This window comes from Jannaschia aquimarina (assembly GCF_000877395.1).
Lineage (GTDB): Bacteria > Pseudomonadota > Alphaproteobacteria > Rhodobacterales > Rhodobacteraceae > Jannaschia > Jannaschia aquimarina.
Genome location: NZ_JYFE01000008.1, coordinates 35,670 through 48,261 on the forward strand (window position 1 = coordinate 35,670; position 12,592 = coordinate 48,261).

At 68.3% G+C, this 12,592-nt stretch carries 15 protein-coding genes; 9 read left to right on the plus strand and 6 right to left on the minus strand.

What is annotated here, in order from left to right:
- Window positions 1-18: 18 nt before the first annotated feature.
- Genes jaqu_RS01520 through jaqu_RS01530 form a run of 3 tightly spaced genes read left to right on the plus strand, consistent with a single transcriptional unit; the run spans window position 19 to window position 2,356 of the window.
- Complete coding sequence (locus jaqu_RS01520; protein WP_043917186.1) at window positions 19-840, plus strand: ABC transporter permease; 822 nt, start codon at window positions 19-21, stop codon at window positions 838-840.
- Between the two features lies 1 nt (window position 841).
- Complete coding sequence (locus jaqu_RS01525) at window positions 842-1,681, plus strand: ABC transporter permease (protein WP_043917170.1); 840 nt, start codon at window positions 842-844, stop codon at window positions 1,679-1,681.
- Between the two features lie 6 nt (window positions 1,682-1,687).
- On the plus strand, window positions 1,688-2,356 hold the full coding sequence (locus jaqu_RS01530; RefSeq protein ID WP_043917171.1) for an aspartate/glutamate racemase family protein: 669 nt from the start codon (window positions 1,688-1,690) through the stop codon (window positions 2,354-2,356).
- Between the two features lie 6 nt (window positions 2,357-2,362).
- On the opposite strand, the gene dgcA is transcribed toward jaqu_RS01530, so the two are convergent.
- Window positions 2,363-3,382, minus strand: a complete 1,020-nt coding sequence (gene dgcA / locus jaqu_RS01535) for an N-acetyl-D-Glu racemase DgcA (protein ID WP_201774343.1) — start codon at window positions 3,380-3,382, stop codon at window positions 2,363-2,365.
- Window positions 3,379-4,377, minus strand: a complete 999-nt coding sequence (dgcN, locus tag jaqu_RS01540; RefSeq protein ID WP_043917173.1) for an N-acetyltransferase DgcN — start codon at window positions 4,375-4,377, stop codon at window positions 3,379-3,381. Before dgcN ends, dgcA begins: the two co-directional genes overlap by 4 nt.
- A gap of 164 nt (window positions 4,378-4,541) precedes the next feature.
- Between dgcN and jaqu_RS01545 the strand changes: the two genes are divergently transcribed.
- A complete protein-coding gene (locus tag jaqu_RS01545; protein ID WP_043917174.1) occupies window positions 4,542-4,784 on the plus strand; it encodes a hypothetical protein in 243 nt (80 codons plus the stop codon).
- Window positions 4,785-4,965: 181 nt separating this feature from the next.
- On the opposite strand, the gene jaqu_RS01550 is transcribed toward jaqu_RS01545, so the two are convergent.
- Window positions 4,966-5,994, minus strand: coding sequence for a ribose-phosphate pyrophosphokinase (locus jaqu_RS01550; RefSeq protein WP_043917175.1), 1,029 nt, complete (start codon window positions 5,992-5,994; stop codon window positions 4,966-4,968).
- Between the two features lie 75 nt (window positions 5,995-6,069).
- Between jaqu_RS01550 and jaqu_RS01555 the strand changes: the two genes are divergently transcribed.
- Window positions 6,070-6,675, plus strand: coding sequence for a 2-hydroxychromene-2-carboxylate isomerase (locus jaqu_RS01555; RefSeq protein WP_043917176.1), 606 nt, complete (start codon window positions 6,070-6,072; stop codon window positions 6,673-6,675).
- The gene (locus tag jaqu_RS01560) at window positions 6,672-7,442 is read left to right on the plus strand and encodes an alpha/beta fold hydrolase (RefSeq protein WP_141134338.1); all 771 of its coding nucleotides are present in this window, start codon (window positions 6,672-6,674) and stop codon (window positions 7,440-7,442) included. Before jaqu_RS01555 ends, jaqu_RS01560 begins: the two co-directional genes overlap by 4 nt.
- 154 nt (window positions 7,443-7,596) lie before the next feature.
- On the opposite strand, the gene jaqu_RS01565 is transcribed toward jaqu_RS01560, so the two are convergent.
- The 3 genes from jaqu_RS01565 to jaqu_RS01575 all read right to left on the minus strand — a co-directional run bounded on the left by jaqu_RS01565 (window position 7,597) and on the right by jaqu_RS01575 (window position 10,383).
- Window positions 7,597-9,051 (minus strand): ABC transporter substrate-binding protein, encoded by a 1,455-nt coding sequence (locus jaqu_RS01565; RefSeq protein ID WP_043917188.1) that lies wholly within the window; start codon window positions 9,049-9,051, stop codon window positions 7,597-7,599.
- A gap of 128 nt (window positions 9,052-9,179) precedes the next feature.
- Entirely contained in the window at window positions 9,180-9,836 is a 657-nt protein-coding gene (locus jaqu_RS01570) for an endonuclease III domain-containing protein (RefSeq protein ID WP_052500710.1), read from the minus strand.
- Between the two features lie 25 nt (window positions 9,837-9,861).
- Window positions 9,862-10,383, minus strand: coding sequence for a hypothetical protein (locus jaqu_RS01575; RefSeq protein WP_043917177.1), 522 nt, complete (start codon window positions 10,381-10,383; stop codon window positions 9,862-9,864).
- 62 nt (window positions 10,384-10,445) lie between these two features.
- Here jaqu_RS01575 and jaqu_RS01580 point away from each other — a divergent pair, with 62 nt between their 5' ends.
- The 3 genes from jaqu_RS01580 to jaqu_RS01590 all read left to right on the plus strand — a co-directional run bounded on the left by jaqu_RS01580 (window position 10,446) and on the right by jaqu_RS01590 (window position 12,222).
- Window positions 10,446-10,970: a DUF2975 domain-containing protein gene (locus tag jaqu_RS01580; RefSeq protein WP_043917178.1), complete on the plus strand. Its 525-nt coding sequence runs from the start codon at window positions 10,446-10,448 to the stop codon at window positions 10,968-10,970.
- Window positions 10,970-11,173: a helix-turn-helix domain-containing protein gene (locus tag jaqu_RS01585; protein ID WP_043917179.1), complete on the plus strand. Its 204-nt coding sequence runs from the start codon at window positions 10,970-10,972 to the stop codon at window positions 11,171-11,173. Before jaqu_RS01580 ends, jaqu_RS01585 begins: the two co-directional genes overlap by 1 nt.
- 167 nt (window positions 11,174-11,340) lie before the next feature.
- The gene (locus tag jaqu_RS01590; protein ID WP_043917180.1) at window positions 11,341-12,222 is read left to right on the plus strand and encodes a hypothetical protein; all 882 of its coding nucleotides are present in this window, start codon (window positions 11,341-11,343) and stop codon (window positions 12,220-12,222) included.
- Window positions 12,223-12,592: the final 370 nt, after the last annotated feature.

The following is a 12,592-nucleotide window of genomic DNA, read 5'->3' on the forward strand; positions in this document are numbered from 1 at the left end:
CACCTGACGGGCTGGCTCATGGCCGCGCCGCTTGCGGTGGTGCTGGGGCTGTTCCTGATCCTGCCGATCCTGACCATCGTTGTGGTCAGTTTCTGGGGCGCGACCGAATTCTCGATCTACCCGGCCTTCCAGTTCGACAATTACGCGTTCCTGCTGACCTCCGAGGTCACGTGGCGCGTCTTCGGCAACACGTTCAAATACGCCGCGATCACCTGGGTCTGCACGCTGCTGATCGGCTTCACGGTGGCGTACTACCTGGCCTTCCACATCCGCAGCCTGACCTGGCAGGTCGCGCTGTTTCTGCTGTGCACGATCCCGTTCCTGACCTCGAACATCATCCGCATGATCTCCTGGATCCCGTTCCTGGGCCGCGAGGGGATCGCCAATTCGGCGCTGCTGTCCTGGGGCGTGATCGACGCGCCGCTGGACTGGCTGCTGTTCAGCGATTTCAGCGTCATCCTGGCCTTCGTCCATCTCTACACGCTGTTCATGGTGGTCCCGATCTTCAACACGATGATGCGCATCGACCGCTCGCTGATCGAGGCGGCGACGGATGCGGGGGCGAGCGGTTGGCAGACGCTCTGGCACGTGATCGTGCCGCTGACGAAGCCGGGCATCATGATCGGGACGATTTTCGTGGTGACGCTGGTGATGGGCGACTTCATCACCGTGCGGTTCATGTCCGGCTCTCAATCGGCGAATGTCGGCCGGCTGATCTCCAACGATATCGGTCTGCTGCAATACCCGTCGGCCTCGGCGACGGCGGTCGTTCTGCTGATCACCGTCCTTCTGGTGATCGGCGTGCTCTTGCGGTTCGTCGACATCCGGAAGGAGCTGTAGGATGGAACGCCGCCCCCGATCCTTCTATGCGCTCACGGCCTTCTTCGCGCTGTTCCTCGTCTTTCTCTACGGCCCGACGGTGACCATCGCGATCCTGTCGTTTCAGGGCCCGCAGGGCGGCCTGACCTTCCCCATGCGCGGCACGTCCCTGCACTGGTTCCGCGAATTGTTCGAGCAGCAGGCGGTCGGCGACATCTGGGGCTCGTTCCGCCGCTCGCTCGTGCTGGGGCTGATGGTGATGGTGACCACCGTGATCGTCTCGGTCATGGGCGGGCTGGCCTTCCGCAAGCGCTTTGCCGGCTCGACCTTGCTGTTCTACCTGATCGTCACGTCGCTGGTGATCCCGTCGATCCTGATCTCTCTGGGTGTGGGCCTGATCTTCGACCAGGCGGGTCTGCCGGTGCATTGGGCCGGTTCCGGCTATGGCGCGCAGCTGACATGGACGCTGCCTTTCGGCCTGCTCATCATGTTCGCCGTCTTCAACCGCTTCGACCGCGCCTACGAGGAGGCGGCCCGCGATCTCGGCGCCTCGCCGTGGCAGACGATCCGCTTCGTCGTCCTGCCCATCATCGCCCCGTCCCTGATCGGCGTCGCGCTCTCCGGCTTCACGCTCTCCTACGACGAATTCGCCCGCACGCTGCTGACGGCCGGCAGCTACAATACCCTGCCGCTCGAAATCTTCGGCATGACCACCAATGTCACCACGCCGGTGATCTTCGCGCTCGGTACGTTGACGACGGCGTTCTCGCTCCTGGTGATCGCGGTGTTCCTGGCGGTCGCGCTGGTCATGCGGCGGCGGCGTGCGCGGCAGGCGTCGGATGCGGGACGCGGGATGGTCTGACCCGCGATGGCCGTCATCCTGATCAATCCCAACAGCACCGAGGCGATGACCGGCACGATGCTGGAGGCCGCCCGCGCCGCCGCGCCCGCGGGGATGCAGATCGAGGGCTGGACCTCCCATGACGGTCCCCCGGCGATCCAGGGTGCAGAGGACGGGCGCCGGGCCGAGGCGCCGCTTCTGGATCTGGTCCGCCGCGCGGCCGGGCAGGGGGCGGACGGGATCGTCATCGGCTGCTTCGACGACACCGCGCTGCATCGGGCGGCGCTGATCGCCCCCTGTCCCGTGATCGGCATCGGTCAGGCAGCGTTCAACGCCTGCGCCCTACGCGGCTGGCGTTTCGGCGTGGTCACGACGCTGCCCGTCTCCGTGCCGATCATCGAGACCAACATCGCGCGCTACGGCCTGTCGGGGTCCTGTGCCCGGGTCCGTGCCTCGGACGTCCCCGTTCTTGATCTGGAGGACCGGCCAGAGGCCGCCGCCGCCGCAATCCGTGCCGAAGCCGAGGCGGCCTGCCGCGAAGACGGGATCGACGCCCTTATCCTCGGCTGCGCCGGCATGGCCCGGATCGTCCGCGACGTTCGCCGTGCCGTGCCCGTCCCCGTGATCGACACGGTGGAGACGGCGATAGGCTGCATCGGCTGGCTGTCCTCCGAGGCCGCGCGCCTCCGGACCTGATCCCGCTCAGCCCCAGAGGCCCGGTTCGGGGGCGCTGACCGTTCCGTCCTCGGCAAGGATGCCATGGTCGCGGTCCCGGGCCAGCCAGAGCGGCCCGTCCAGGTCCACCGGGTCAGCCCCGCTGGCGGCGGCGAGTACCGCACCCGGCGCCATGGCGAGGCTGGATCCCAACATGCACCCGACCATGACCGACATGCCCGCCTCTCGCGCGGTCTGCGCATCGCGCAGGGCCTTCGTCAGGCCGCCGGTCTTGTCCAGCTTCAGGTTCACCGCGTCGTAGGTGCGCGACAACTCGGCGATCTCGGCGTCCTTGCTGCAACTTTCGTCGGCGCAGAGCACGAGGCCGTCCAGAGCACCGGCCTCACGCAGGCGGCGCAGGGCGGGCTCTGCCCCCTGAGCCAGGGGCTGCTCCACGAGGTCGATCCGGGCGTCGCGCGCCGCGTCCAGCAGGGCGGGCAGCTCCGCTTCGGTCCAACCCTCGTTGGCGTCTGTCATGAGCCAGGCATCGGGCCGCGCGGCGCGGATGGCTGCGATGCGCGCGCCGTCCTCTCCGTCGCGCGCACCGACCTTGATCTTGATCGCATCCGTCGGCAGCGCCCGCGCCGCCTCGGCCATGGCGTCGGGCGTATCCATCGAAAGCGTCAGGACGGAGCGCATCCGCGCGGGTGCCGCGATGCCCGCGATCTCCCAGACGCGGCGGCCGGTCTGCCTGGCCTCCAGATCCCAGAGCGCGCAGTCCAGCGCGTTGCGGGCCGCGCAGGGCGGCATCGCGTCCAACAGCATTTCCCGCGCCGTGGCGGGGCCGCCGGTCAACGCGCCGTCAAGCCACCCGCCCATGGCCTCGGCCTGCGCGGCCACCCCTTCGGGCGTCTCGTCGTAGCGCGCATAGGGGGAGCATTCGCCACGCCCGACCGCGCCGCCCGCCGCGATCTCGGCCATGACGACGACCTGCTCCGTGCGCGCGCCCCGGCTGATGGCGAAGGCGCGGGCCAGCGGCAGCCGGTCGATGCGGACCCGCAGCGTCACCGCAGCAATTCCGCCACGACGCTTTCGACACCAAAGCGGATCGGGTCCGTGGCGGGCAGGCCGTGGCTATCCTCGGCGGCGCGCAGGGTGTCGCGCGCATCGGCCTCGGACAGGGCGGCGGTGTTGATGCAGATCCCGGCGGGCGCGATGTCCGCGTTAGTCAGGCGCCCCATCGCCAACGTCGTCTCGATCACCTGGGCGATGGTCGGCAAAGCGGCATCCACCCCGCGCATCCTGGTGCGGGTGGGTTCGTGGCAGACGACGAAGCGGTCGGGCTGCGCCCCGTGCAGCAGGCCCAGCGTGACGCCCGCGAAAGAGGGATGGAACAGGCTGCCTTGCCCCTCGACCACGTCCCAATGATCCGGGTCCGCCGCGGGGCACAGCCATTCGGCGGCGCCCGCGATGAAATCGGCGGGCACGGCGTCGACGGCCACGCCCCGCTCGGCGATCAGGCGCCCGGTCTGGCCGGTGGCGCGGAAATCGGCATCGGCGCCCGCGGCCCGCAACCCGCGCTCCAGCGCCAGGGCCGCGTATTTCTTGCCCACGGAACAATCGGTTCCTATCGTCAGCACCCGCTTACCGGGCCGCCGCGTGCCCTTGCCGGTCGAAAAGCTGCGGTCGGGGACGCGCAGATCGGTCAGCGTCCGACCCAGCCGCGCCGCCACTTCGCCCAGATCGGACACATCTCGCAGGCGGACATGCATGCCGGCGGCGATGTCCAGCCCCGCCTCCAGCGCGCGGCGCAGATCGTCGATCCAGTCCTCGGGCAGAACGCCGCCCGCATTCACCACGCCCACGACCAGCGTGCCGGCGCCCTGATCTGCCGCCGCTTCGGGCGTCATTTCGGGCAGCTTCAGCGCAACCCCGGCGCCGGCGCGGCGCCACTGGGCCAGACACCAGTCCGGCCGCCAGTCAAGGACGCCCTGCGCCATCTTGATGGCGAGGTTGTCCGGCGCGTCGCCCAGATAGAGCAGATATGGTTTGCGGATGGTCATCGCACGCTCCGTCGCCGACTCGGGAAGGCGCGGGGCGCCGGAGACGATTTGTGGGTCAGGCCGTCCCTCGGTGCAATACGGATCGCGCAAGACCCTCCTCCGGACTGGACGTGGCGCCGACGCGCCCCATCTGACCGACCGACATACCAAGGAGACCCCGACAGATGAACGCCCCGGACTACACGCCCTATTACCGCGCCGACCTGGAGGCGCAGACGGCCCGGGCGCGCGAGAAGGTCGAGGCCTCGACCGCCCGCGCCGCCGAGATGGCCGAGGGCATGCCTCCGGCAGGCGAAGAGAACCCGAACGTCAGGCTCTGGAACCTTGGCGGCCATTACGCCTTTCTCTTCTGTCTGTGGTTCGTTTTCCTGGCCCCGATCGTCCTGATCCTTACCCACTGGGATTGAGGTCGGGCGGCACGGCACACAGGTTTCTGGGCGTGATCGCCGGGTGCCCTGTCAATTGCACCTGCCTCGCCTCCGATGGGCGCAAGCCCACCGATCACAGAGAGGACCAGTCCCCCTCTGACGGTCGATACCATCCGCTCCGGCCATTGCGCGCGGACCACGAGCCTGTACAGACGCGCCCCTAGGACGCCTGCGCGGCCATGCCGGACGGGTAGAGGCTCTCGTAGATCGGTTCCAGCGTGTCGTTCGAGAAGAGGCTCGACACGCTGGTGCCGTTCCAGATGTTCAGGATCGCCTGCGCGAAGACCGGAGCCGTCGGCACGATGCGGATATTGGCGCAGCCCCGCACCGCTTCGGTGGGCTGGATCGTGTCCGTGATGACGAGGTTCTTGAGGTTCGACTTCGTCACCCGGTCGACGGCGGGCCCCGACATGACCCCGTGGGTGATGTAGGCATGGACCTCCTCGGCCCCCGCCTCGATCAGCACGTCCGCCGCCTTGCACAGCGTCCCGGCCGTGTCGCAGATGTCGTCCACGATCACGCAGGTCTTGCCCTTCACGTCGCCGATCACCGTCATCTCGGAGACTTCGCCCGGCTTCTCGCGGCGCTTGTCCACGATGGCCAGCGGCGCGTGGATCCGCTGCGCCAGCTCTCTCGCGCGCGCCACGCCGCCCACATCGGGGCTGACCACCATCACGTCACGGCCGCGCAGATGGTGCAGGATGTCCAGCGCGAAGACCGGCGAGGCATAGAGGTTGTCCACCGGGATGTCGAAGAACCCTTGGATCTGCGCGGCATGCAGGTCCATCGTCAGCACCCGCTCGATGCCGGCGCTCACCATCATGTTGGCCACCAGCTTGGCGCTGATCGGCGTGCGCGCCTTGGTGCGGCGATCCTGACGGGCATAGCCGAAATAGGGGATCACCGCGGTGATGCGGCTGGCCGAGGACCGACGCAGCGCGTCCGACATGATCAGCAGTTCCATCAGGTTGTCGTTGGCCGGGTTCGACGTCGACTGGATGATGAACATGTCCTCGCCGCGGACATTCTCGTAGACCTCGACGAAGATCTCCTGATCGTTGAACCGTTCGACCCGTGCGTCCAGCAGCGCGACCTGCATCCCGCGATGCATCGAGATACGCCTCGCGACGGCCGTGGCGAGCGGACGGTTGGCATTGCCTGAGATGAGCTTGGGATCGGGGCCGGTCATGGGCGACTCGCTGGGCTGGGGCGATTGCGCCGCCCCTACCACCCCGCTACCCCTGCGGCAAAGAGGGAGCGCACCATGCCGCAGATCGAATACTTCTTCGCGACCGTCTCGCCATACACCTACCTCGCCGGCACCCGGCTGGAGGAGATCGCGGCGAAACACGGGGCGAGCGTGACCTACCGGCCGCTGGACATCATCGGCCTTTTCGCGCGCACCGGCGGCACACCCCCCAAGGACCGCCATCCCAGCCGGCAGGACTACCGCCTGCAGGAGTTGCGCCGCCAATCCGCCAAGCTGGACATGGCGATGAACCTCAAGCCCGCCCATTGGCCGACCAATCCCGCCCCATCAAGCTATGCCGTGATCGCGGCGGCTTCCGAATGCGACCACGACCCGGCGCGGATGGGCCCGCTGGTCGCCGGCTTCACCCGCGCCTGCTGGGCGGAGGAGCGCGACATCGCCGACGACACCGTCATCCGCGAAGTGCTGGACGCCGCTGGCTTCGATGCGGGTCTGGCCGATCGCGGCCTGCTCTCGGGGGCGGAGGCCTATGGCCGCAACCTGGAAGACGCCGTCGCCATGGGCGCTTTCGGCGCGCCATTCTACATCGTCGGTGACGAACGCTTCTGGGGTCAGGACCGGCTCGAGGATTTGGACCTGCATCTGTCGGGCAAGCCGTGAGTCCGGAGGGCGCGGCCGCGCGCGCCTCGGATCGTCCCGTTTCAGGGCAGGACGGCGCCCCGGTCCTCGCCCTGCACTGCATGCTCGCTTCGGGCCGGGCGTGGCGCGGCGTCGCCGAGGCCTGCGCACGGCCCCTGCTCTGTCCCGACCTGCCCGGGCACGGCCGCGCCGCCATGCCCGACGGCCCCTACATGGACGCCGCCTTGAAGGTGGCGCTGGCGGCCGCGCCGGACGGCCCCTTCGACGTGCTGGGCCATTCCTTCGGCGCCGTCGTCGCGCTGCGCCTGATGGCCGATCACCCCGACCGGATCCGCCGCGCCGTGCTGGTCGAGCCGGTCCTGTTCGCCGCCGCCGATCCGGAGCGTCTGGCTCTGCACCGCCGCAAGATGGCGCCTTACGCCGAAGCGTTGCAACGGGGCGACCGGGACGAGGCGCTGCGCATCTTCCACGGCCTCTGGGGCGATCGGACACTGGACGATATGCCCGACAGCGCGCGCGCCTACATGCGCGAGCGCATCCATCTCATCGGCGAGACCAGCGCCGTCCTGGTCGAGGATGCGGGCCGCATCCTGACCCGCCTGCCGGACCTGCCGGTGACGTTCGTCACCTCGGACGATCCGCCCCCCGTGATGGCGTCCATCCGTGACGGCCTTGCCGCTCGGCTGCCCCGGATGGTCGTCGAGACGGTGCCGGGCGCCGGCCACATGGCCCCTCTGACCCATCCGGATCAGGTCGCCCGGATCGTGGACACGGCGCTCCCGGAGTAGAGCCTGCCGGGATATATCCCGCGCCCCTTGCCGCCGGTGGGCCAGATCTCGCGCGGACCAGCCGCGTCGCGGCCCGCATCGGCGAGCCGTAGCCCGCCGACCCGTTTCGCACGAAACGGAAGACGCTTTCAGCCAAACGCGCGGGCGTCCGCCGTCACTGTGTCCAGCGCACGCCCGTCAGGTCGTTGGCTTGCGTGGGAGAGTTCTCCCAAAGGCCCTCGATCGCGGCATTCGCCACGCCCGTCTTGGCGAGCTGGAACAGGTAGGCGTTCACGTCGTCCGCCGCGATCTTCTCCTGCGCGCGCTTGAGGATGGTGCTGCGCGTCGCCGGATCGGCCGCGGCCGACAGCTCCTCCATCATCGCCTGGAACTCGGCATCGTCGTATTGGAAATAATAGTCGGGCCGGGCGTAGATGTTGATGTCGGCGGGCTCGGTATGGCTGACGATGGTCAGATCGAAATCCTTGCCGCGGAACACCTGCTCCAGCCATTGCGCCCATTCCAGGTTCTGGATCTCGGTCTCGACGCCGATGTCGCGCAACTGGCTGGCGACGATCTCGCCGCCCCGGCGGGCATAGGCGGGCGGCGGCAGCATCAGCCGCAGTGGCCGGCCATCGTAATCCGACGCCGCCAGCGCCTCGCGCGCCATATCCGGATCGAAGGCCGATTCCCCCGTTAGGTCCACGTAGTCCGGATTGTGCGGTGCGAAATGGGTGCCGATGGGCGTGCCGAAGCCGAACATGGCCCCGTCGATGATCGCCTCGCGGTCGATCGCATGGGTGATCGCGCGGCGCAGCTCCGGCGAGAGTTCGGCGTTGTTCATCGCCAAGATCGTCTCGCCCTCGGTCGAGCCGACGATCACGGCGAAGCGGGGGTCGGCCTCGAAATTGGCCAGCGTCTCGGGAGCGGGAAAGTTGGGGAAGGCGTCCACATCGCCCGCCATCATCGCCGCGAAGGCCGCGTTCGGGTCCGAGATGAACTTGAAGGTCGCGCGCTCCAGCGCCGGGGCCTCGCCCCAATATCCGTCATAGGCCACCAGTTCGACGCGGTCGCCCTGCACCCAGTCGGCGAATTCGAAGGGTCCGGTGCCCACGGGCGCCGTGGCGTTCGCGCCCACGCTTTCTGGCGCCACGATCACCGCATCCCCCCAGGCGAGATTGAAGGGCAGGTTGCCGTTCGGCGCCGACAGCGTGATCCGCACGGTCGTCGCATCCACCGCCTCGACGCTCTCGATCCCGTCGAACAGCGCCTTTTGCGCGTTGGTCGAGTCCTCGGCCCGTGCGCGGTCGAGCGTGAAGACCACGTCTTCGGCATCCATCGCGGTGCCGTCGTGGAAGGTGACGCCCTCGCGCAGCGTGAACGTCCAGGTCAGCCCGTCCTCCGAGACCTCCCAGTCGCTGGCAAGCGCGGGCAGGATGCTGCCATCGGGGCCGAAACGGGTCAGCCCCTCGAAGACGTTAGCATAGACCACCTCATCGATCGCCGCGGCCGCGCCGCCCGTGGGATCGAGGTTCGGCGGCTCGAGCTGCATGCCGATGGTGATGTCGGTCTGCTGCGCCAGCGCGGCAGAGGCCGTCAGCGCGAGGATGGCGGTCGTTCGGATCAGCATGAGGTCCCCCTTGGTCGTCCGCCCGAAGGTGCCGCCCCGCGCGCGGCGTGTCCAGACATTGCCGGTGCCGACCGCCCGGACGGCGATGCAGGGACTCTGGCCCGGAACGCGCCGATCGACCGCATGCCCTATCCCGGCGCCGTCATCGCCCCCGACCGGTACGCCTCGCAGAGCCCGCTGACCGGGCACGCCCCGCACCGCGGCCGCCGCGACCGGCAGACCCGCTTTCCGAAATCCAGAAGCAGGACATGCCCCACCGCCCAGAACTCCTCCGGCAGCCGGGCCTCCAGCGAGATCGCCGTCTTCTCCTCGGTCCGGCCCTCGGCCAGCCCGGTCCGGTTGCAGACCCGGTGCACATGGGTGTCCACCGCCACGACCGCCTCGCCGAAGGTGAAGTGCAGCACGATATCCGCACATTTGCGCCCCACGCCCGGCAGGCTCATCAGCCCCTCCCGCGTGCGGGGCACGACGCCCCCATGGTCGTCCAGCAGCGCACGGCACATCTTCCGCAAGTTGCGGCATTTCATGTTGTAGAGCCCCGCAGGCCGGATCGCCGCGACGATCTCGTCGTCCTCCAGCGCCAGGATCCCGCCCGGCGTGTCCGCCAGCGCGAACAGCGCCCGGCTCGCCGCGGCGGTGTTCCGGTCCAAGCTCTGCGCCGACAGCATGCACGAGACCACGGACCGGAACGGATCGCGCCCCGGTTTCACCGAAGGGGCGCGCATGTCCGGCCGGGCCGCGCGCAGCGTCTCCAGCATCTCCCGCGCCTGTCGCTCGTCCAGCATGGGGCGAGGGTAGGGCGCGCGTCCCTCAGGGACAGGGCGCCTTGGCGTCCAGATCGGCGATGACCGCAGCACCGGGCGCTGCACCGGGCGCGTCCCCGGCGCGCAGCAGGGGCAGCGGCCTCGGATCATCCGGCGCCGCCAGCGCCACGGTCAAGGCCCCACCACCCGCCGGGCCCATGCGGCAGGTTTCCACACCGATCGACACCGCCGCGCTGCCGGACCCGTCCGCATTCACGACCGCCTCCGATAGCGCCGCAAGCCCGGCCAGATCCTCCCGCGCGACCGCATAGGCCCCCGGGCCGCGCGGATCCGGCACGCGGACCAGCCGCGCGGTCCCGGTTCGGGCCGCCCGGGCCTCCTGCTGCACGCGCAGGGTCAGCACCGGGAAGCCCGGCGCCGGCGCCTGCCCCTCGGGCAACGTCAGGAACACGCGCAGACCGGCGTAATCCGCCGCCCGCGGGTCGAGCCGCGTGGCGACCTCCGCGGGGGCGGCCCCGCACGCGGCCAGTGCGAGCGCGATCACGGGGAGACATCTTCGAAGCGGCATGATACCGAATCCTTATCAGACAGAAAGAGTTTTCTGTTTTACAGAAAAGAAAGCGCATCGCAATGGTCACTCGCGACCCTCTCAGCTCGTCCACCCGCCGCCTCGTCCAGGCGCTCCGCGTCATCTGCCTGCTGGCGCTGGGCCTATTCGCCCTGCTTGCGGGCGCGCTCCTCGTTTCGCCCGAACTCGTCACCCGCGGCGGCTGGCCGCTCGACGCGCTGCCCGCGGGCCCGCTGCGCTGGGCGGCTCTCGCCATCGGCGTCCTGTTGCTGGCCCCCCCGGCCTGGGCGGCAGCGGAACTCACCCGCCTCTCGACCGCCTTCCTGAGCGGAGAGGTCTATGCCCCGGCGCCCGCGCGCCATCTCTCGCGCGCGGGCAAGGCGCTGCTGTTAACGGCCGCGAGCGGGGTGGCCGCGCGCCCGGCTCTCGACCTGCTGGTCGGGCTGTCCCAGGGCGGCGGTTCCGTCTCGGTCACGATCGGGTCGGGGGATCTGGTGCTCTTGGGCTGCGGTCTGCTGCTGCAGGCGCTGGGCCGGGTGCTGGCCGACGCCGCGCGCCTCGCGGCCGAGAACCGGGCCTTCGTCTGATGCCCATCGTCGTGACGCTCGACGTGATGATGGCCCGCCGCAAGATGCGCGGCCGCGACCTCGCCGCCCGCGTCGGCATCACCGAGGCCAATCTCTCGCTTCTGAAATCCGGCAAGGTGAAAGGCGTCCGCTTCTCGACGCTGGAGGCCATCTGCGAGGCGCTGGACTGCCAACCCGGGGATCTGCTCCGGTGGGAGGAATGACGAGGCCTCGCAGGACGGCGCCCCGTTCCTCCTGCCGAAGCAAGGCATGGGCGGACCGGGCGACCCGCGTGTCTGGCACGTCAGGGAACGCCGTGCTTTCTTCCATCAAGAGATCGAACATTCGACACGATGGGCGCCGAACGAGACACGTTAGTGAGAGGCGAAATATGCGTGCGGCAGCGACCCTTCTTTTCGGGCTCTTGTTCGGCACGCCGGGATCCTTGCTGGCGGACGGCACCGAGATCGAGGATCCGGAGCGCCTGAACGAGATTTCGGAATGGTCTGAGCTTTGCGAGATCACGGACTGCGATCGGTTTCCCGTCGGGTATCATACCCACGTGTTCGGGTCGGAGGTTTACTATTTTCCAACCGGTCGAACGATGGCGGAAAAGGAGGATTTCTTCGTAGATCCACTGCTGCCAGGTGGCTTCGTCGAGTTTGGAGAGGATGGCGAGCTCGTTCGCTCCGTGGGTCTCTCCGGTGGTTTGATAATCAGCAGCTGCTGTAATCCCTTGCTCGCTTTCTATGATCTCATCGATCAGATCCCCGAGTTTCGGCCGGGAGTCTCAAAGCCGCGGATCAATATGATGATGCCCGGCAGGATGAGCATCAGGTCACGTGACCGACCGGCCAGAGAGAACCAACTGGGTTGGACCTCCGATTACGACGGAGAGGCGGCTCCGACGATGGAGTCGTTCCTGTCCGAAGACCAGCCGTCCTACAAGGACGATTTCTGGCTGATGGAGATAGGCGATATCGACTCCAGAGGTTTCCGAGGATTCGGCTTTCTCTCGAAGCGGCCGCTGTTGCTTGGTAGGCACGTACAGGGCGGATGCAGTCGGATCTGCTCATTCGCGACGGTCTCTTTCGCGGAGACGGCATCCGAGACACGACCGCATATCTTCCTCCGCTATTTGTACATCACCGACGAGAACGTGTTTCTCTGCTCGCCGGAGGAGTTCGAGGCGGGCTGCGACCCTGCATCCGAAACGATGGACAAGGTCAAAACCATGCTCCTGGTTCTCGACGACATGTTCGACACGGCCTAGGTTTTTCCAGAAAGTCAGGACTGAGACCGCAGCGGGGACGGAAGCCGCATAGGATCAACCCGAGCCTCTTCAGATCGCAAGGAAGCCATTTCTTCGGACCGTGGGTCCGGCCCCCGGATTTCATGTCCAACCGGCTTGCGGGCATCCTGAATACTCGCCGAGGTGCCAAGCTACAGGACGGGCCGGAGGATTGCGCTTCGATTTCCCCGGCATCCTCGGGCCGCTTCGGGAAGCGACGCGAACACCGCTCGGGCGGTCGTCATGTCCTGCGATTGCCCGTGCAGATATTCGGGCGCACCACCCGCCCCTCCACTTCTGCTTCTTCTCGGCCCAAACACTCCCGCCGGAGGCCCGGGTCGGACGGGGCTCG

What these genes read in the sequence shown, in the direction of transcription:
- jaqu_RS01520 (WP_043917186.1), top strand. Translation starts at nt 19, where the DNA reads ATGGCCGCGCCGCTTGCGGTGGTGCTGGGGCTGTTCCTGATCCTGCCG.
- jaqu_RS01525 (WP_043917170.1), top strand. Translation starts at nt 842, where the DNA reads ATGGAACGCCGCCCCCGATCCTTCTATGCGCTCACGGCCTTCTTCGCG.
- jaqu_RS01530 (WP_043917171.1), top strand. Translation starts at nt 1,688, where the DNA reads ATGGCCGTCATCCTGATCAATCCCAACAGCACCGAGGCGATGACCGGC.
- dgcN (WP_043917173.1), bottom strand. Translation starts at nt 4,377, where the DNA reads ATGACCATCCGCAAACCATATCTGCTCTATCTGGGCGACGCGCCGGAC.
- jaqu_RS01545 (WP_043917174.1), top strand. Translation starts at nt 4,542, where the DNA reads ATGAACGCCCCGGACTACACGCCCTATTACCGCGCCGACCTGGAGGCG.
- jaqu_RS01550 (WP_043917175.1), bottom strand. Translation starts at nt 5,994, where the DNA reads ATGACCGGCCCCGATCCCAAGCTCATCTCAGGCAATGCCAACCGTCCG.
- jaqu_RS01555 (WP_043917176.1), top strand. Translation starts at nt 6,070, where the DNA reads ATGCCGCAGATCGAATACTTCTTCGCGACCGTCTCGCCATACACCTAC.
- jaqu_RS01565 (WP_043917188.1), bottom strand. Translation starts at nt 9,051, where the DNA reads ATGCTGATCCGAACGACCGCCATCCTCGCGCTGACGGCCTCTGCCGCG.
- jaqu_RS01570 (WP_052500710.1), bottom strand. Translation starts at nt 9,836, where the DNA reads ATGCTGGACGAGCGACAGGCGCGGGAGATGCTGGAGACGCTGCGCGCG.
- jaqu_RS01575 (WP_043917177.1), bottom strand. Translation starts at nt 10,383, where the DNA reads ATGCCGCTTCGAAGATGTCTCCCCGTGATCGCGCTCGCACTGGCCGCG.
- jaqu_RS01580 (WP_043917178.1), top strand. Translation starts at nt 10,446, where the DNA reads ATGGTCACTCGCGACCCTCTCAGCTCGTCCACCCGCCGCCTCGTCCAG.
- jaqu_RS01585 (WP_043917179.1), top strand. Translation starts at nt 10,970, where the DNA reads ATGCCCATCGTCGTGACGCTCGACGTGATGATGGCCCGCCGCAAGATG.
- jaqu_RS01590 (WP_043917180.1), top strand. Translation starts at nt 11,341, where the DNA reads ATGCGTGCGGCAGCGACCCTTCTTTTCGGGCTCTTGTTCGGCACGCCG.